Below are 18,356 nucleotides of genomic sequence, written 5' to 3' on the forward strand. Positions count from 1 at the left end.
GCGTGTAGCCCCCGCCCCGCCCCTTGCGTGCATGGATCATGCCGGCGACGCGCAGTTCGCCGAGGATGGTGTCGAGGAACTTCTTGGAAATGTTGTGGGCCCTTGCGATCTCCTCCGAGAGCGCGCGCTGGCCCGCGGGGAGTTCGGCAAGATGCAGCATGGCCTTGAGGCCGTACTTGCCCTTCATCGTCAACATGGAAAAGACTTCGTTGGCGGGACGCGGGTCGGGTGCCCCTGACAGGTAGTCCGCCCCGCACCTGATTTCCAGCGTCGATGGATGGCGATAGGGGGGCGCAGCGGCCGATGCCGCTGCGCCATCCGTATCAGAAAGGCGAATCGGGGTAGTAGAACTCCTGCGCGTTCTCCTTCGTCACCAGCGTCGCGTCGAGCACGTAGTTGCCTCGCACCGGGTTCTGGTCGAAGAGACCGGCCGCCGTCAGGTCCATGGCCGTTGCGATCATCGCGGGCGGGTAGAGCACGTCGACCGGCACCATCTTGTCGCCGTCGGCCACCTTCTTGATCATGTCCTTCATGCCGGCACCGCCGACGACGAACTGGATGTCGCTGCGGTTGCTCTGCGCGATCGCCTCCAGGATGCCGACCACCATGTCGTCGTCCTGCGCCCAGACCGCGTCGATCTTGGGGTACTTGGCGAGGTAGTCCTGCATCACCTTGAAGGCGTCGTCACGCGACCAGTTGCCGAACTGGCGGTCGAGGACGTTGACCTTCGAACCGGCGATCCCCTCGTCGAAGCCCTTCTGGCGCTCCTCGTCGATCACGATGGGCAGGCCGCGGATCACGACGATGTCGCCGCCCTCGGTCATGCGCTTCTTCATGTACTCGCCGGCCACCTTGCCGAGGCCGTGGTTGTCGCCCGCGATGTAGAGGTCCTGGATGGTGGGATCGGACAGGGCGCGGTCGACCACGGTGACGAAGACGCCGCTCTCCTTTACCTGGCGGATCGGATCGGTCAGCTCGTCCGAGTTGTGCGGCAGGGTGACGAGGGCGTCGATCCCCTGGGCCGTCAGATCCTCCAGCGCATTGGCCTGGGAGGCGCCGTCGGGCGAGGTCTTCACCACGACGTCGAGGCCGGGATAGCGCTCCTCGAGGAGCTTGGCTTCGCGCTCGGCATGGTAGACGACGCCGCCCGTCCAGCCGTGGTCGGCGGCGGGAATCGAGACGGCCATGGTGAGCTTCTTGTCCTGGGCCTGGACGAGGCCGGCGGTGGACAGGACGGCGAGAGCCGCGAGCCCGGCGACGATGCGTTTCATGAGGGTTCCTCCCGAGTGCCGGAGCTTTCGTTGGTGGCCCGGGCGGCGCGCCCCGGACAGGGCGCCGCTTGGCCTTCTCATCGCCGCACGAGGGAGCGCTGGATCAGCATCGCCAGAATGATGATCGCCCCCTGCACCGCACCGATAAGATATTCGCTGACGAGATCCGACAGGACCATGATGTTGCCGACGAGTTCCAGGATCAGGGCCCCGCAGATCGTGCCCCACACCCGGCCGACGCCGCCGCGCAGCGCCGTGCCGCCGATCACGACGGCGGTGATCGCCTGGAGTTCCCAGAGAAGGCCGGTGGTCGCCGTCGCGGCGCCCAGGCGCGGCACGTAGACGAGGACGGCAACGGCCACGCACAGGCCCTGGATGACGTAGGTGATCGTGCGCACCCGGTTGACGCGGATGCCCGAATAGCGCGCGACGTCCTCGCTGGAGCCGACCGCCATGACATGGCGGCCGAAGCGCGTGCGATACAGGATGAAGGCGCCGATCGCGGCGACGGCCAGGAACGCGATCACCGGATAGGGCACGCCGAACAGGTTGCCGAAATAGACCGGACGATAGGCGGCGCGCAGTTCCTGCGAGCGCATCGCGATCGAGCCGCCTTCCGCCAGCCAGATCGTCAGGGCGCGGAATATGCCCATGGTGCCGAGCGTGACGATGAAGGGCTCGATGCGGCCGAGCGTCGTCATCAGCCCGTTGGCCAGGCCGCAGAGAGCCCCGACGCCGAGCGCCATCGCCATGCCGAGCGCGATGGTCGGCACCGCCCCGTCCACGGGCGCGGAATTCAGGAACAGGATCATCGTGCCGGCGACGAAGGCGGCCATGGAGCCGACCGAGAGGTCGAGCCCGCCCGCGGAGATCACGAAGGTCGCGCCCACCGCGATGATGGCGATGAAGGCCGATCGGGTGACGACGTTGGAGAGATTGTCCATCCCGAGGAAGTTCGGATTGACCAGCGCGCCGAAGACGAGAAGCGCGGCGAGCGCCACGAAGGGCGCGACGGCCCTCAGATCGATCTCGCGGCGCGGCGCGGGGGTGGGTGCGGCCGAAGCGGCGTCGGTCATGCGGGTTCAGCTCCCTCCACCGCCAGGGCGGCTTCCTTCTCGCCGGCGCCGGTCGCCAGCATCACGATGTCCCGCTCGGTCATCGTCTCGCCCGACACCTCGCCGGCGACGATTCCCTCGCGCATCACGAGGATGCGGTCGCACAGGCCGATGAGTTCGGGCATCTCGGACGAGATCACGATCACCGCCCGCCCCTCGGCGGCAAGCCCCGCGAGGAAGCGGTAGATCTGCTCCTTGGTGCCGATGTCGATGCCCCGCGTCGGCTCGTCGACGACCACAACGCGCGGGTTCAGAAGCATCATCTTGGCGAGCAGCAGCTTCTGCTGGTTGCCGCCCGAAAGCTGTCCGGCGAGAAGGTCGCGCCGGCGCGTGCGGATGTCGAAGTCGCGGATCGCCGACGTCAGCGCCTCCTCCTCGCGGGCGGGCTGGAGCAGCGGGCCGCTGGCGAAGCGGTCGAGCGCGGCCAGCGTCAGGTTGGTGCGCAGGGTCTGGCCGAGCAGCAGGCCCTTACCCTTGCGGTCCTCACTGAGGTAGACGATGCCGGCGTCCATGCTGTCGCGCCCGTCGCGAAAGCGCACGGGCTTGCCGTCGAGCCGCACGGTGCCCTCGGCCGGACGAAGGCCGAGAACGCCCTCCAGAAGCTCGGTGCGCCCGGCGCCGACGAGACCCGCAAGGCCGAGGATCTCGCCCTTCGACACCGTGAAGCCGGCCGAGTGCACATAGCCCGGCACCCGCATGCCCTCCGCCGCCAGAACCGGCGCGCCGGCCGGCTCGCTTGCGCGATCGGGATAGAGCTTGGAGACGTCGCGTCCCACCATCAGACGCGCCATGTCGGCCGGCTCCAGCGCGGCGGCGTCATTGGTGCCGACCTGCCGTCCGTCGCGCAGCACCGTGACGCGGTCGGCCAGGCGCTTCACCTCCGGCAGGCGGTGCGAGATATAGAGAACGCCGATGCCTCGCGCGCGGATCGCATCGATGACCTTGAGGAGCGCTTCCGTTTCATGCGGCGTGAGCGATGCGGTCGGCTCGTCGAAGATCACCACGTCGTGCGGCACGAGGAGCGCGCGGGCTATCTGAACGAGCTGACGCTGCGCGATGGACAGGGCACCGACGCGCACGCGCGGGTCGATGGCGGCTCCAAGCCCCTCGAGCGCTGCCGCGGCCGAGGCGTTCATGCCGCGATCGTCGAGCGTGAGGCCGCGACGCACCTCGCGTCCGAGATGGATGTTCTGCGCAACCGTCAGATCGGGTGCGAGCAGGATTTCCTGGTGCACGAGGACGACGCCGCGTCGCTCCGCCTCCACCGGCCCGGAGAAGCGCACCGGTTCTCCTTTGAGAACAAGTCGGCCGCCCGTCGGCTGGAGATGGCCGGCCAGGATCTTCATCAGGGTGGATTTGCCGGCGCCGTTCTCGCCGATGATGGCGTGGACCTCGCCCGCCGCCAAGTCGAAGCGAATGTCGTTCAGGACCTCGACGGGCCCGAACGACTTGGATACGCCCTCGGCCGCGATCGCGATGGGCGCGCCGTTGCCGGCTCCCTTCACGAGATCCGCCATCTCATTTCCTCCCCGGAAGACTGCGGAAGAACCCTCCCAGGTTCCTTCGTCCGCCCGTCCGTCCTGCCGCGCAAGCTTGTCGATTTGTCGGACTAAATCAATCGTTCTGCGCGAGTTCACACAACCGTCAACGCGTGGCCATCAACCGACCGGTGTCCACACGCTGCCGCCTCGCGAGGAGGCCACCGCCGCTTCGATGAAGCGCATGCCGTCGAGGCCGTCCTCGACGCTCGGATAGGTGACGGCGGCGTCGGGCTCGCCCCCCTCGCGCGCAGCCAGGATCGCCGCCGCCACCTCCGAGTAGATGTTCGCGAAGCCCTCGAGATACCCCTCCGGATGGCCCGGCGGCACGCGCGACATGCGGGCATTGGCGGGCAGAGCGCCGGCGCCGTTGCGCGTCAGGAGCTGCTTCGGCTGGCCCAGCCGGGAGAACCAGAGCTGATTGGGGTTCTCCTGGCTCCATTCGAGCCCGCCCTTCGTGCCGTAGACCTGGAGCCGCAAGGCGTTCTCGTTTCCGACCGCGACCTGGCTCGCCCAGAGCATGCCCTTGGCGCCGCCTTCGAAGCGCAGGAGCACCCGGACGTCGTCGTCGAGCGCGCGTCCCTCGACGAAGGTGGAGAGCTCGGCCAGCAGTTCGCGCGTCTTCAGGCCGGAAACGAAGCGGCCGAGATTGTAGGCGTGGGTCCCGATGTCGCCGATGCAGCCGCCGGCGCCCGAGCGTGCGGGATCGGTGCGCCATTCCGCCTGCTTGGAGCCGGTGGTTTCCGCGCGCTCGGTGAGCCAGTCCTGCGCGTATTCCATCTGCACGAGGCGGATGTCGCCGAGCTCGCCCGCCTCGACCATGGCCCGGGCCTGCCGGATCATGGGATAGCCGGTGTAGTTGTGGGTGAGCGCGAAGATACGGCCCGTGCGCTTGCGAAGGGCCACCAGTTCCTTGGCTTCCGCCACGGACACCGAGAGCGGCTTGTCGCAGATCACATGGATGCCGGCTTCCAGAAACGCCTTGGCGGCCGGCGCGTGCATGTGGTTGGGGGTGACGATCGCAACGGCCTCGATGCCGTCGCTGCGCGCGGCTTCCGCCTTCGCCATTTCCGCGAAGCTTGCATAGGCACGGTCCGGCTCGAGCCCGAGCGCCTGACCGGAGGCGCGGGCGCGCTCCGGATCGGAGGACAGCGCGCCCGCCGTCAGCTCGTAGCGATCGTCGAGCCGTGCGGCGATGCGGTGCACCGCACCGATGAAGGCGCCCTGCCCGCCGCCCACCATGCCGAGCCGGATGCGGCGCGCGCCGCCTTCGTGTCCCTTGCCTGCCTCGATGGCCATCGACCGGTTCTCCTTAAGCGTCCAGGCCGAGCATGCGGCGGTTGGCGGCTTCGTCGGTTCCGGCGCCGGCGAAATCGTCGAAGGCGCGTTCCGTCACCTGGATGATGTGGGCCGCGATGAACGGTGCGCCCTCGGCCGCGCCCTGCTCCGGATGCTTGATCGCGCACTCCCATTCGAGCACCGCCCAGCCGTCGAAGCCGGCCTGCGTCAGCTTGGAGAAGACGCCGCCGAAATCCACCTGCCCGTCGCCGAGCGAGCGGAAGCGGCCTGCCCGGTTCGCCCAGGGTTGGAAGCCGCCGTAGACGCCCTGGCGCCCGGTCGGGTTGAACTCGGCGTCCTTGGCATGGAAGGCGCGGATGCGCTCGGCGTAGATGTCGATATAGGCGAGGTAATCGAGCCCCTGCAGCACGAAATGCGAGGGGTCGTAGAGAAGGTTCGCCCGTGCGTGGTTGCCGACCCGCTCCAGGAACATCTCGTAGGACGCGCCGTCGTGAAGGTCCTCGCCCGGGTGGATCTCGTAGGCGACGTCGACGCCTTGGGTCTCCGCATGGTCGAGGATCGGTCGCCAGCGGCGCGCCAGTTCGTCGAAGGCGGCTTCCACCAAGCCCGCCGGCCGTTGCGGCCAGGGATAGACGAAGGGCCAGGCCAGCGCGCCCGAGAAGGTGGCGTGCGCAGACAGGCCAAGATGCCGCGAGGCGGTGAGCGCGCGCTTCACCTGATCCACGGCCCATTCCTGCCGGGCGGCCGGTTTGCCGCGCACCTCCGGCGCCGCAAATCCGTCGAAGGCCTCGTCATAGGCGGGATGCACGGCGACGAGCTGGCCCTGGAGGTGCGTCGAGAGCTCGGTGATCGCCAGGCCGTGACCGGCCGCCACGCCTGCGATCTCGTCGCAATAGTCCTTGGATTCCGAGGCTCGCTTCAGGTCGAAGAGCCTGTTGTCCCAGGTCGGGATCTGCACGCCCTTGTAGCCATGGCCGGCGGCCCAGCCGCAGATGGCGTCGAACGAATTGAACGGGGCGGCGTCGCCCGCGAACTGCGCCAGGAAGATGCCCGGCCCCTTGATGGTCTTCAAAGCGATCCCTCCCCAACTATTCAGACCCCGGAGCAAGCCGATGGACCACGCGTCCGCAAAGGGACGGGGAACGGCAGGCATACGGCGCCGCGCGACCGTCTCCTCCCGGCCGGCGCGGGCGCACGATGGCATGATTCGTCCCGGCCTCCCACCCGTCATGCGACGGTGCACACGCGACACGCGCATCACCGCTTGGCGGATCGGTTCCGAAGGCGCACCAGCCGATCCTGGTTTCCGCCGAAAGGTTTCCCATCAAATTGTTGTGCACGACCGGAACGCGGAGAGGGCCCGGCGCCTTCATGGGGCAACAAGAAAGGATACCTTCATGAAGCTCACGATCATCGCCGCCGTTTCCGCTCTGGCTCTGTCGGGCGGCGCAGCCTTCGCGCAGTCGGCCCCTTCGGTCGACACCCCCCAGAACTCGAGCCCGAGCCCGGTCCCCGGCAGCAGCGCCGGGTTGAGTAGCGTCGTCCCCGCCGAAGAGGCCTCGCAGGTCGTCACCGGCCGCGACGCGCCGCCGGCCACCACCGACGCGGCGACGAGCTCGATCCCCGTTCCCGGCAACACGTCCGGTATCGGCTCCGCCATCCCCGCCGAGGCGGCCAGCACGGTGGTCGTGCCGCGCGACGCGGTTCCGGTCCGTCGGGACACGTCGAACCCGGTTCCGGGCACGAGTGCCGGCGATGATTCGGTCGCTCCCGCGAACTGATCCGCCTGTCCGAACAAAGGCCGCCACACTCCGGTGCGGCGGCCTTTTTGTGTTCGGGTTTTCCGCAAGGCGCCTTCAGCGCCCTGAGGCGCCGGTCAGGTGCGGATGCGCCAGCCGGTCCGGAAGATCCACCAGATCCCGACGATGCACAGGACCATGAAGCCGAGCGTCGCGGCGAGACTGATGCCGACGCCCACATCCGACGTGCCGTAGAAGCTCCAGCGGAAACCGCTGACGAGATAGACCACCGGGTTGAACAGCGTCACCGTCTGCCAGAAGGGCGGCAGCATGGAGATGGAGTAGAAGCTCCCGCCGAGGAAGGTCAGCGGCGTCACGATCAGGAGCGGCACGATCTGCAGCTTCTCGAACCCCTCCGCCCAGATGCCGATGATGAAGCCGAGAAGGCTGAAGGTCACGGCGGTCAACACCAGAAACGCCAGCATGAAGCCGGGATGCAGGATGCGCAGCGGCACGAAGAGCGCGGCCGTTGCCAGGATGATCAACCCGAGGATGACGGACTTCGTCGCCGCCGCGCCGACATAGGCGATCGTGACCTCGATGGCCGAGACGGGAGCCGACAGGATCTCGTAGATCGTGCCCGTGAACTTCGGAAAGTAGATGCCGAAGGAGGCATTCGAGATGCTCTGCGTGAGAAGCGAGAGCATGATCAGGCCCGGCACGATGAAGGCGCCGTAGGACACGCCCTCGATCGCATCCATGCGCGAGCCGATGGCCGAGCCGAACACCACGAAGTAGAGCGAGGTCGAGATGACCGGGGCGACGAGGCTCTGCAGCAGCGTGCGCCAGGCGCGCGCCATCTCGAAGAGATAGATGGCGCGGATCGCGTGACCATTCATGAGCGCGTCTCCACGAGGCTGACGAAGATGTCCTCGAGCGTGCTCTGGCGCGTCGTCACATCGCGCAGACGGATGCCCGCGACGGACAGGTCCTCCAGCAGTCTGCTGATCCCCGGCCGCTCGCTCTGGCTATCGTAGACATAGGTGAGTTCGCTGCCGTCGCCCGACAGCGACAGGTCGTAGAGGCCGAACGCCGGCGGCACAGCGGCAAGCGGCTCCTGCAGGGTCAGCACCATTTCCTTGCGGCCGAGCTTGCGCATCAGAGCGCTCTTCTCCTCGACGAGCACGATGCGCCCGCCCCGGATGACACCGACCCGATCGGCCATCTCCTCGGCTTCCTCGATATAGTGTGTGGTGAGGATCACGGTCACGCCGCCCGCCCGCAGCTCGCGCACCACCTGCCACATGTCCTGCCGCAGCCGGACGTCGACGCCCGCGGTCGGCTCGTCGAGAAACAGGACGCGCGGTTCGTGGCTGAGCGCCTTCGCGATCAGAACGCGCCGCTTCATGCCGCCCGACAGGGTCATGATCTTGGCGTCGCGCTTGTCCCATAGCGAGAGCTGGCGGAGGATCCGCTCGATATGCGCAGGGTTCGCGGGAAGGCCGAACAGGCCGCGACTGAAGCTCACCGTCGCCCACACCGTCTCGAAGGCGTCGGTGGTGAGCTCCTGCGGCACCAGCCCGATCAGCGAACGCGTCTTGCGGTAGTCGCGCACGACGTCGTGGCCACCGACCCTGACCGTGCCCTCGCCGGGGTTCACGATGCCGCAGATGATGCTGATCAGCGTCGTCTTGCCCGCGCCGTTGGGGCCGAGCAAGGCAAAGATCTCGCCGGGCGCGATTTCGAGGTTGATGTCGTCGAGTACGCGCGGGCCGCCGCTGTAGGACTTCGAGAGCCCCCGGATCGAAAGAATGGACTGCGGCGCGAGTGGGACGGGTGCGGTGGTCGGGTTCAGCATGGGCTCTCCGTCCGGCGCGAGCGCGCCGATCGCCCGGACAATTCGGGCGGCTTGCGATTTGGACAAGGCCCGTAGCTCGATCCACGCGGATGTGCAGCCGTCGGCCATGCCTGATGCGGCGCGCCCATCAACGTGTCAGCGCATACGCATTCCCGCGAACCCGAAGAGGCAACGGGCGACCGGTCGACATCGCATGCCGCATGCCCAAGGCCCTGGCAACGCGTCGCATTCCCGAGGAACACACCCCGAGCTTTGTTCACAAGGCGTCGTTCACCCGCGAAAAAGGTCAGCGCCCCGAGCTTCAGTCAAAGGCCACAACACCCCAGCTGCATTTCAGCAAGTGGCCACAGGGGCATCGATATCCCGGAAAAATCGGTGGTACGGTTGAGTGGGTTCGAACCACCGACCTTCGGAGCCACAATCCGACGCTCTAACCAACTGAGCTACAACCGCATGCCGACGGGCCCGCAATAGAAAATTTTGCGGGCAAAGGCAAGCCTCGGGCGCGAGATCGGCGCCCGAGGCGGGGTGGGATCAGAAACGATCCTGTCCGGTGGCCTTCTGGGCGGCGTCCCGCCCCGGGCGGATGACGTCCTGCGCCACGCTCTGGGACAGGGCCTGCATCTCCTTGGCCTGGTCGGCGACCATCTCGACCTGGCGACGCATGTAGCTCGTCTGGAGTTCCATGAACTCGGCCATGGATTTGGCGGACGCGAGCTTCTCCATATGCGCGAAGTTCATCTCGGCCTGGGCGCGCATGCCTTCGAGCGCGCGCTTGGTCAGGTTGAGCGAACCCGAATGGGCGTTCTCGATCGTCGCCTCCAGCGTCTGCGTCGCCTGGTCGGCCGCCGACTTCATGCGCGCATAGGCTTCCTTGGACTGCTCGATCGACTTCTGCGTCATCGTGCGGAAGGCCTCGCCCATCTTGGACGGATCGAGCCCCAAGGCGGCTTGCGCGCGCTGTGCGCTGTCGAAGGCGTCGCGCGCCGGATCTCCGGAGTTGAAGTTCTCGGTATCGGACATGTCGGCGTTCTCCTCAGCCGGACGATGGCGGATCCATAGCCCGCACCGAAGAAACTAGGGGCCTGCGTAGGCAACGAACAGGGCCGCGCGCAGAAACACGCAGGCCCATTAACCCTGCGCCCGCTTTGGCGCGCGGCAGCGGCCCGAAGTTCTGGATTTGATCTCCGAGGGGCCTTATTAACGGATCGGTAACCGATCGACGTTCCTGGGAGCCGAGGCCATTCCGTCCGCCCTCGACATCATGGCGCTGAAGTCCGTCCGAGCCGCCGCCTCGGCGGGCTCTGCCGTAGCGGTGCTGGACGCCGGCCTCTCGGCCGTCCTCTGGTCCAACCGCGCCGGCAGCCGCCTGTTCGGGCGTTGCGACGACGCATGCGCCGAAGACGACGACGTCATGCGGCAGATCCGCTCGGCGCGCGAAGCCTTTGCCGGCAAGGGTCGAACGCAGCTTCTCCTGCGCCCGCCGCAAGGCAGCGGCCTCGGCAAGGCGCTGCTTGCGCGACTGGAAGCGATCACGGCCGGCGGCACGCATCTCGCCCTTCTTTCGATGAAGCTCGGCCTCGAAGCCGTGCCCGCCGAAGAACTGGCGGCCGACCTCCTGCATGATGCCGGCGTGTCGGACGGGCTCGCCTGCGTGGTGAACCGGAACGGCATCGTGGCGGCCACCCGCCGCCTTCCCGAGGACGAGCATTCGCTTCTCGCGGTGCAGGGCCGCGAGTTCCTTCTGGCGGACGAAGACCGGCTGGTGGTGGAGGACGAGGCCGGCGCCCTGTCGTTTGCGCGCGTCGGCGAGTCGCTCGTGCTGATTCATATCGACATGCCGGACGAAGCGGTCGACGCCGAGGAGGCGTTGGCCGATCCCGTCGAGCCATCCGAAGCCGCGACGGACGATACCGCGGCTCAGATCGAGGACGAAACCGTATCGCGGGAGAGCGAAGCGCTCGCCGGCGACGACGAGGCGTCCTCGACCGACATGGCGCTCGAAGACGGGGCGGCCGAACCGGCGACGATGGCCGGCGAGCCCGCACCGGACACGGCGCCCCCCCTCTTCCAACCCCCTCTTCCCGAGCCGCTCGACACGGCGTCGGCGGCGCCCACGCCTTCCGCCGGCCCGTTCCGTGCGGCGCTGGACGCCGAACCCGTGCGCTTCGTCTGGCAGACCGACGCCGAAGCCTGCTTCTCGCAGCTTTCGCCGGAGTTTGCCGCAACGGTCGGGCCGCGCGCCGCGGACGTGATCGGCCGCCCTTTCGCCGATGTCGCGCGCGTCTTCGGCTTCGACGATTCCGGCGAGATCGAGCGCCTGCTCTTGCGCCGCGACACCTGGTCGGGCCGCACCATCCTGTGGCCGCTGGAGGGGACCGATCAGCGCGCGCCGATCGATCTGGCGGGCCTGCCGATCTACAGCCGGGATCGCGAGTTCCAGGGGTTCCGGGGCTTCGGCGTGGTGCGCCCGGCCGAGCATGAGGACGACCCGGCGGCAATCGGCCTCGCCCTTGCCCTGCCCGAGCGCGCCATTCCGGTCGATGCGCCCGAAGTCGAGCCTGAGGCGGCAGCCGAGCCGGCCGAGCGATCCGGCGCAGACGGTGCGCCGGCCTTCGGTCGCCGCCCGGCGCCCCCTGCCCCCGCCAGCGAAACGGCGGCGGAGCGCCGGCGTCGCGAGGCCAACCTGTCCAATACCGAGGCGGCCGCCTTCCGCGCGATCGGCGCCAAGCTGGGAATGCGCGCCCCGGCCAGCCAGCCCGAGCGGCAGGCGACTGCCCGGCAGCCCGCTCCCGACATCGAAGCGAGCGAAGCCGAGGCCGACGGCGCCACCCTGCTCCTGCCGGTGCAGGAGCTGGAGGACATGCTGGACGCCCTGCCGCTGGCCGTCCTCGTGCAGATGCAGGAGCGGCTGATCTTCGCCAACCGGCGGTTCTTCTCGCTGACGCGCTACGACGATCTCGACGCTCTGGAGGCGGCGGGCGGCCTCGACCACCTCGTCCAGACCTCGGGCTCGGGAACGGGCGACGAGGACGCGGTGATCCTGTGCGCCGACGGCTCGTTCGAGCGCGCCCGCCTGCATCTGCAGCGCATCAGCGTCGCGGGGCGTTCCTGCCTTCTCATGTCCTTCCCGCCCGTGGCGGCGGAGCCGGACGAGGACATGACCCCGATCCTCCTCGATCTCCAGGGCGAGGTGGAGGAGTTGCAGGCCGTGCTCGACACGGCGACCGACGGTATCCTTCTCCTCGACGAGGGAGAGCGTCTGCGCAAGATGAACGGCGCCGCCGAAGCGCTGTTCGGCCTCAGGCCCGAAGCCTATGCCGGCCTGCCGCTGCAGGATCTTCTTGCGGCGGACAGCCGCCGGGTGCTGACCGACTACATCGGAACGCTGCGCGACAACGGTCTCGCCTCGATCCTCAATGACGGGCGCGAGGTCGAGGCCCGGGTCGCCGGAAGCGAGGCCACGATCCCGCTCTTCATGACGCTCGGCCGCCTCAGCCAGGGGCGGGGCTGGTGCGTCGTGATCCGCGACATCGCCCAGTGGAAGAGCGCGGAGACCGACCTGATCGAGGCGCGGCGGCTGGCCGAGGACGCGAGCCTCCACAAGAGCCGCTTCCTCGCCAATATCAGCCACGAGTTGCGCACCCCGCTCAACGCCATCATCGGCTTTGCCGACGTCATGGCGTCGGAATGCTTCGGCCCGATCGGCCACGAGCGCTATCTCGAATATCTCGGCGACATCAAGCGCTCGGGCCATCACGTGCTCGATCTCGTCAACGACCTCCTCGACATCTCCAAGATCGAGGCGGGCAAGGTCGATCTCGCCTTCGAGGCGGTCTCGCTCAACGACGTGGTCGCCGAGGTCGTCTCGCTCATGCAACCGCAGGCCAACCGGGAGCGGGTGATCGTGCGGTCGGTGCTGCCGGCCACCGTGCCGAGCGTCGTCGCCGACCGGCGCTCCGTGCGCCAGATCGCGCTCAACCTGATCGCCAACGCCGTGCGCTTCACGCCGGCCGGCGGCCAGATCGTCGCCTCGACGCACTATGGCGCGGGCGGCGAGGTGGCCCTGCGCTTCCGCGATTCGGGCATCGGCATGACGGAACGCGAGATCGAGATCGCGCTGACCCCGTTCCAGCAGGTCAACGCCGGCCGTGACGAACGGGGTGAAGGCACCGGGCTCGGCCTGCCGCTGACCAAGGCCATGGCCGAGGCGAACCGGGCGCAGTTCTCCATCGCCTCCACACCGGGCGAGGGAACGCTGGTGGAGATCGTGTTCCCCGCCCAGCGCGTTCTGGCCGACTAGGGCCACGACTGAGGGCTCCGGACTGACGCCGGGCGCCGGATCGCGTCGGGCAAGGAAACCGGGCGGGATAGCGGCGCTCATCGCATAAAGACGCCGTCCGATCCGCAGGCATCGCAGGCCAGCCGGCGGAGTTCTGATGGGCGTTGCCGGTGCAAAATGCCGGTTCTCGCAAGAACTCGGTTCGCGCGTTACTTTTGGAACGATTCCAACGTAATAGCTCAACGGAACGTTACTGCGTTTTCGTCTTGATTCCCGTGACCGTCTGCGGCATCGAAAACCGGACTGCGTCGTGCAAGTTTCGCAGTCGCGCCAGGCAGGCCACCCGGCTCCGCCTTCCCGTTACTGCGAACCCGCCGCGACGCGTGCGGTGCCCCGAGGACCTGAGGATGACCAAGCTTCTTTCGAGCCGCACGGCCTTTGCGATGGGTGTCGGCATGCTGGCTGTCGCAAGCCCGACCCTCGCGCAGGCTGCGGATGTCAACATCTACTCCTCGCGACAGCCCGCCCTGATCCAGCCGCTGCTCGACGCCTTCACGAAGGAGACGGGCCTCACCACGGCGACGATCTTCATCGAGAAGGGTTTGGAAGAGCGCATCAAGGCGGAAGGGGCGAACTCGCCCGCCGACGTCGTGCTGACGGTCGATATCGGACGTCTCGACGCCACCAAGCAGGCGGGCGTGCTGCAGGCGCTGGACGATGCGGTGATCGAGAAGGACATCCCGGCCGCGTTCCGCGACGCGGGCAAGGAATGGTCGGGCCTCACGTCGCGGGCGCGTGTCGTCTACGCCTCCAAGGAGCGCGTCGGTGACGAGGCCCTCACCTACGAAGGGCTCGCCGACCCGAAGTGGAAGGGCAAGATCTGCATCCGCTCCGGCCAGCATCAGTACAACGTGGCGCTCGTCGCGGCCTATCTCGCCCACCACGGCGAGGAGGCGACGCGCACATGGCTGACGGGTCTTCGCGACAATCTGGCGAGCGCGCCGGAAGGCGGCGACCGCGATCAGGCCCGCAACGTCGCGGCCGGCCAGTGCGATATCGCGATCGGCAACACCTATTACGTCGGCTTGATGCGCAACAACGAAAAGGAGCCCGAGCAGAAGGAATGGGCCGAGGCGATCAAGGTGATCCTGCCGACCTTCGAGAACGGCGGTACCCATGTCAACATTTCCGGCATGGGCCTCGCCAGACACGCGCCCAACCGCGATAACGCGGTCAAGTTCATGGAATTCCTGACCACCGACGAGGCGCAGCGCATCTACGCCGAGGTCAATTACGAATACCCGCTGAAGGACGGCGTCGCGGTATCCGAGACCGTGAAGAGCTTCGGCGAGCTGAAGCCGGACACGCTGTCGCTCGGCGACATCGCCGCGAACCGGGCTCGTGCGTCCGAGCTGATCGACGAGGTCGGTTTCGACAACGGCCCGAAGTCCTGATCACCCGGCCGAACCCGATCGAGGCGCGGGCGGCTGAACGGGCCGCCTTCTCCATCGTGCGACTGCGGACGACGCCGTGGTGAGCGAGCTTTCGATGAAACACGAGGGCGCGGCGCCGGCTCTTCGCCGCGCGATGGGATCGGAGCGCCTGTTCCTTCTCGCGGCGATCGCGCTCGGGGTTCTCGTCGCGCTGCCCGTCCTGTCGCTTCCCGTGATCGCGCTCAGTGGCACGGCCGACAACTGGAGCCATCTCGCGCGCACCGTGCTGCCGCGCGCGGCCGGGACGACGCTGATGCTGATGGCGGGCGTCGGTCTCGCGACGGCGACCGTCGGCACCCTCACCGCCTGGCTGGTGACGAGCTTCCGCTTTCCCGGCCGGTGCATCTTCGCCTGGGCGCTCGTCCTGCCGCTGGCCGTTCCGACCTATATCGCCGCCTACTGCTTCAACGAGCTCCTGCACTATGTCGGGCCCGTTCAGTCCGGTCTTCGGTCGCTGTTCGGCTGGACCGCGCGGTCCGACTACTGGTTCCCCGACATCCGGTCCCCCGGCGGCGCGGTGCTGGTGCTGTCCAGCGTTCTCTATCCTTATGTCTTCCTGACCGTGCGCCTCGTGCTTCTGATGCAGGGGCGCAAGGCATCCGACGTCGCGCGCACGCTCGGCGCCGGGCGCCTGCGCATCCTTCTCACCGTGCTCCTGCCGATGGCCCGCCCGGCGATCGCGGTGGGTGTGGCGCTGGTGCTGATGGAAACCGTCAACGACATCGGCGCGGTGGAATTTCTGGGCGTCCAGACCCTCACCTTCGCCGTCTATGCCACCTGGCTCAATCGCGGGGATCTTGCCGGCGCCACGCAGATCGCGCTTCTGATGCTCGCCGTCATCTTCGCCCTTCTCTGGGCCGAACGCTTTGCCCGGCGCCGCCAACGCTTCTCGACGGCGCGGGCCGACACGGTGCGGGCCGGCGCGGACCGGCTGCGGGGCCTCAAGGGCTGGGCCGCCGCCCTCGCCTGTCTGCTTCCGATCCTCGCCGGCTTCGGCGTGCCCTTCGCGATCCTTGGAAGCTACGCGTGGCGGCGGCCGGACGACTTTGCCGATCCGCAACTGTGGCGCGCGCTCCAGAACACCGTCGCGGTGGCCGGGGCGGCGGCGCTCCTGACCGTCGCCATCGGGTTCCTCGTCGCCTACGGCATCCGCCTCAGCAACGCACGGCCTCTCCGCCTCCTGTCGCGCCTCGCCGCCTTCGGCTACGCGGTGCCGGGCACGATCCTCGCCATGGGTATCCTCGTGCCCTTCGCGGCCTTCGACAACGCGCTGGACGCCCGGATGCGCGAGTGGTTCGGGGTCTCGACGGGACTCCTCCTGTCGGGATCGGGCTTTGCCATCGTCTTCGCATGCACCGCGCGCTTCATGGCAATGGGCCACGGCTCGCTCGACAACGGCTTCGCCAAGCTCTCGCCCCATCTCGACATGGCTTCGCGCGCGCTCGGCCACGGGCCCGGCGGCACGCTGAGACGCGTCCTCCTGCCCCTGATGCGCCCGGCCCTTCTGACGGCATTGCTCCTGGTCTTCGTGGAGGCCGCCAAGGAGCTTTCCGCGACGATCCTCCTGCGCCCGTTCGACTTCGACACGCTGGCGACCTTCGTCTATGCTCAGGCCTCGCGCGCCGCCTTCGAGGACGGAGCGATCGCCGCGCTCCTCATCGTGGCGACCGGCATCCTGCCCGTCATCGTGCTGACGCGCAGCCTGGCGGCAACGCAGGATCGACGGGACGACTGACAAGGCTCGCGCAAGCCAGGCTTGCCAACGCCTTCCCTCCGGCACAATTCGGTGCGAAACAACGCTTTCCCGGCCGTCACCGACAGCGCGCCGCATCCGTCTGATTCCGCCATCCGAAAGGCCGTTCTTGACCCCAGCGCGCGATCCGTCTCCTCGTGTCCCGACGGACACGGGCCCGCGCCGCCGCAAGGTCAAGCGGTCCCTGGCGATCGGGGGTGCGCTGGCGCTGGTCGTGGCCGGCGGGATCGTCGCGGCGTTCTCCACGTTTTCGCTCACCCTGCCAACCGCTCAGGCCGAGATCGAGGCACGACTCAGCCGGCTCGTCGGCGCACCGGTGGCCGTCGCCGGCACCGCCGAGTTCGCCCTTCTGCCGCGCCCGAGCGTGATCCTGTCGGACGTGCGGGCGCTGACCGTGTCGAACGGAGCCCCCCTCCAGCTGGACGTCGACCGCCTGGAGGCCGACTTCAACCTGCTGGACGCCCTGGCGGGGCGTGCGGACATCCGCCGGGTGACGCTGGTGCGCCCGGAACTCGGCCCCGCCGACCCCGCCCCTTCGTCGGCGGGGGTCTCGGCCGCTCCCGCGCCGCCCGCGCCGACATCCACGGCCCCCTTGCCCGCCACTGCCGACGGACGCGAAACCCTGCGCGCGCTGCTGGACCGTTTCCAGGGGCTCGACGAGTTGCGGCTGCGCGACGGCCTCGTTCGTCTGCCCGGCATGGACGGTGCGGTCTCCAGCGCCGACCTCGACTTCCGCTGGGCGGGCAACGGGTCGCCGGCCAGCCTGTCCGGCAGCTTCGTCTGGAACGGGCAGCCGGCCAAGGTGCAGGGGCAGATCGACCGCCCCGTCCCCTTCTTCGACGGGGAAACGAGCCCTTTGCGTCTCGTCCTGTCGGCGCCGTCGGGCGAGATCGGCTTTTCGGGCGACGGGTCGGGCGCCAGACCGTTGCGCCTGTCGGGCGTCCTGCGGCTGGCGACGCCCTCGCTGTCGCGCGCCGCGCGCTGGCTGGGTGAGCCGTCCGTGCCAGATCTCGGCGCCCTGGCCCTCGAGACGCGGATCGAGCTGTCGGGAGAACGGGTCAATTTCGGCGCCGTGCAGCTCGATCTCGGAGGCAACCAGGCGCGCGGCGCCATGGAGGCCGATCTTTCGGGATCGGCGCGGCGCCGGTCGCTGTCGGGAACCCTCGCCTTCGCCAATCTCGACCTCGGTCGCGCCTTCCAGGCGATCGCCCCCGTGCCGCGCAACATCCTGGATCTTCAGCGTCCCGTGAGCTTCGATCTCGGGCGTGATCTCGACATCGACCTGCGGCTTTCCGCGCAGCGCGCCCAGCTCGGTCCGGTACCGGCCACCGAGGTGGCAGCCGCGATCAAGGTCGTGGCCGGTTCCGGCACGCTTGATATCGGCGACATGGCGGCACTGGGCGGCAGGGGCGGCCTTCGCTTACGCTTCGGCCCGACGAACGGGCATCCGATGCTGGATGCCAGCCTCCGCCTGTCGGCGGTGAGCATGGCTGATATCGACGCCCTGTCGGTCGTCCCGCTCCCCGTCTCGACGGGCTCGGCGGATCTCGATCTGACGCTCCAGAGCCCGGCGGCGAGCTGGGGCGAGCTCCTCACCAGCGGACGGACGGCACTCAATCTGCGGGTCACCGACGGCCGGCTGCGCGGCTTTCCGGCAGAGCTGATGCGCGCGCCCGGCCGGCACGAGATCGAGGCCACGACCGGCTCGCCCGCCGAAGGCTTCCGGACCCTCACCGCCTCCCTTCAGGGCACGGGACTGCGCATGCGTCTGGAGACCCTCGTCATGACCACGAGCACGGGCACCAGCGAGGCACAGGGCGTGTTCGACGTCCACACGCGCCGCCTGAACCTGTCCGGCACCTCGCAGCCCACGGTGGTCGAGGCATCGGGAACGGGGTCCGCGTTCACTTCCTCTCAACCCATTCCGTTTACGATACGGGGAGAATGGCCCCGCCCGGTCATGACCGTGGACGCGCCCGAGGCGCCGATCTGATCCGGCGGGCGGGGT

At 68.5% G+C, this 18,356-nt stretch carries 14 protein-coding genes and 1 tRNA gene; 5 read left to right on the forward strand and 10 right to left on the reverse strand.

Annotated elements, in window-relative coordinates; genetic code table 11:
• The 6 genes from AUL34_RS02535 to AUL34_RS02560 all read right to left on the reverse strand — a co-directional run.
• On the reverse strand, positions 1-196 hold a 196-nt coding region (locus AUL34_RS02535; protein WP_192845677.1), incomplete at its 3' end, for an Rrf2 family transcriptional regulator.
• 127 nt (positions 197-323) lie between these two features.
• The gene (locus AUL34_RS02540; RefSeq protein WP_061930734.1) at positions 324-1,271 is read right to left on the reverse strand and encodes a substrate-binding domain-containing protein; all 948 of its coding nucleotides are present in this window, start codon (positions 1,269-1,271) and stop codon (positions 324-326) included.
• A gap of 77 nt (positions 1,272-1,348) precedes the next feature.
• Complete coding sequence (locus AUL34_RS02545; RefSeq protein WP_061930737.1) at positions 1,349-2,347, reverse strand: ABC transporter permease; 999 nt, start codon at positions 2,345-2,347, stop codon at positions 1,349-1,351.
• Complete coding sequence (locus tag AUL34_RS02550; RefSeq protein ID WP_061930741.1) at positions 2,344-3,903, reverse strand: sugar ABC transporter ATP-binding protein; 1,560 nt, start codon at positions 3,901-3,903, stop codon at positions 2,344-2,346. The genes AUL34_RS02545 and AUL34_RS02550 overlap by 4 nt, the downstream gene beginning before the upstream one ends.
• A gap of 141 nt (positions 3,904-4,044) precedes the next feature.
• Positions 4,045-5,223: a Gfo/Idh/MocA family protein gene (locus AUL34_RS02555; protein WP_061930744.1), complete on the reverse strand. Its 1,179-nt coding sequence runs from the start codon at positions 5,221-5,223 to the stop codon at positions 4,045-4,047.
• Positions 5,224-5,236: 13 nt separating this feature from the next.
• Positions 5,237-6,295, reverse strand: a complete 1,059-nt coding sequence (locus AUL34_RS02560) for a sugar phosphate isomerase/epimerase (RefSeq protein ID WP_061930747.1) — start codon at positions 6,293-6,295, stop codon at positions 5,237-5,239.
• Positions 6,296-6,620: 325 nt separating this feature from the next.
• Between AUL34_RS02560 and AUL34_RS02565 the strand changes: the two genes are divergently transcribed.
• On the forward strand, positions 6,621-7,004 hold the full coding sequence (locus AUL34_RS02565; protein WP_061930750.1) for a hypothetical protein: 384 nt from the start codon (positions 6,621-6,623) through the stop codon (positions 7,002-7,004).
• A 95-nt stretch (positions 7,005-7,099) separates the two neighbouring features.
• Here AUL34_RS02565 and AUL34_RS02570 read toward each other — a convergent pair whose 3' ends face one another.
• The 4 genes from AUL34_RS02570 to AUL34_RS02585 form a co-directional block, all read right to left on the reverse strand.
• Entirely contained in the window at positions 7,100-7,861 is a 762-nt protein-coding gene (locus tag AUL34_RS02570; protein WP_061930753.1) for an ABC transporter permease, read from the reverse strand.
• A complete protein-coding gene (locus tag AUL34_RS02575; protein WP_061930756.1) occupies positions 7,858-8,820 on the reverse strand; it encodes an ABC transporter ATP-binding protein in 963 nt (320 codons plus the stop codon). Before AUL34_RS02575 ends, AUL34_RS02570 begins: the two co-directional genes overlap by 4 nt.
• Positions 8,821-9,196: 376 nt before the next feature.
• Positions 9,197-9,273: transfer RNA gene (locus AUL34_RS02580), tRNA-His, on the reverse strand.
• Between the two features lie 81 nt (positions 9,274-9,354).
• Positions 9,355-9,843 carry a phasin family protein gene (locus tag AUL34_RS02585; RefSeq protein WP_061930759.1) on the reverse strand — a complete coding sequence of 163 codons (489 nt, stop codon included), beginning with the start codon at positions 9,841-9,843 and terminating at the stop codon, positions 9,355-9,357.
• A gap of 241 nt (positions 9,844-10,084) precedes the next feature.
• On the opposite strand from AUL34_RS02585, the gene AUL34_RS02590 reads away from it, so the two are divergent.
• The 4 genes from AUL34_RS02590 (at position 10,085) to AUL34_RS02605 (ending at position 18,341) form a co-directional block, all read left to right on the forward strand.
• The gene (locus AUL34_RS02590; RefSeq protein ID WP_061930762.1) at positions 10,085-13,123 is read left to right on the forward strand and encodes an ATP-binding protein; all 3,039 of its coding nucleotides are present in this window, start codon (positions 10,085-10,087) and stop codon (positions 13,121-13,123) included.
• A 386-nt stretch (positions 13,124-13,509) separates the two neighbouring features.
• Positions 13,510-14,556, forward strand: coding sequence for a Fe(3+) ABC transporter substrate-binding protein (locus AUL34_RS02595; protein ID WP_061930765.1), 1,047 nt, complete (start codon positions 13,510-13,512; stop codon positions 14,554-14,556).
• Between the two features lie 94 nt (positions 14,557-14,650).
• Positions 14,651-16,330 (forward strand): iron ABC transporter permease, encoded by a 1,680-nt coding sequence (locus AUL34_RS02600; protein ID WP_061930975.1) that lies wholly within the window; start codon positions 14,651-14,653, stop codon positions 16,328-16,330.
• 127 nt (positions 16,331-16,457) lie between these two features.
• Entirely contained in the window at positions 16,458-18,341 is a 1,884-nt protein-coding gene (locus AUL34_RS02605; RefSeq protein WP_061930769.1) for a hypothetical protein, read from the forward strand.
• Positions 18,342-18,356: the final 15 nt, after the last annotated feature.

The sequence above is a fragment of the Aureimonas sp. AU22 genome (assembly GCF_001463745.1).
Lineage (GTDB): Bacteria > Pseudomonadota > Alphaproteobacteria > Rhizobiales > Rhizobiaceae > Aureimonas.

Coding starts and splice junctions, on each gene's coding strand:
- AUL34_RS02545 (WP_061930737.1), bottom strand. CDS start 2,347: ATGACCGACGCCGCTTCGGCCGCACCCACCCCCGCGCCGCGCCGCGAG.
- AUL34_RS02575 (WP_061930756.1), bottom strand. CDS start 8,820: ATGCTGAACCCGACCACCGCACCCGTCCCACTCGCGCCGCAGTCCATT.
- AUL34_RS02550 (WP_061930741.1), bottom strand. CDS start 3,903: ATGGCGGATCTCGTGAAGGGAGCCGGCAACGGCGCGCCCATCGCGATC.
- AUL34_RS02590 (WP_061930762.1), top strand. CDS start 10,085: ATGGCGCTGAAGTCCGTCCGAGCCGCCGCCTCGGCGGGCTCTGCCGTA.
- AUL34_RS02595 (WP_061930765.1), top strand. CDS start 13,510: ATGACCAAGCTTCTTTCGAGCCGCACGGCCTTTGCGATGGGTGTCGGC.
- AUL34_RS02570 (WP_061930753.1), bottom strand. CDS start 7,861: ATGAATGGTCACGCGATCCGCGCCATCTATCTCTTCGAGATGGCGCGC.
- AUL34_RS02540 (WP_061930734.1), bottom strand. CDS start 1,271: ATGAAACGCATCGTCGCCGGGCTCGCGGCTCTCGCCGTCCTGTCCACC.
- AUL34_RS02555 (WP_061930744.1), bottom strand. CDS start 5,223: ATGGCCATCGAGGCAGGCAAGGGACACGAAGGCGGCGCGCGCCGCATC.
- AUL34_RS02600 (WP_061930975.1), top strand. CDS start 14,651: ATGAAACACGAGGGCGCGGCGCCGGCTCTTCGCCGCGCGATGGGATCG.
- AUL34_RS02585 (WP_061930759.1), bottom strand. CDS start 9,843: ATGTCCGATACCGAGAACTTCAACTCCGGAGATCCGGCGCGCGACGCC.
- AUL34_RS02565 (WP_061930750.1), top strand. CDS start 6,621: ATGAAGCTCACGATCATCGCCGCCGTTTCCGCTCTGGCTCTGTCGGGC.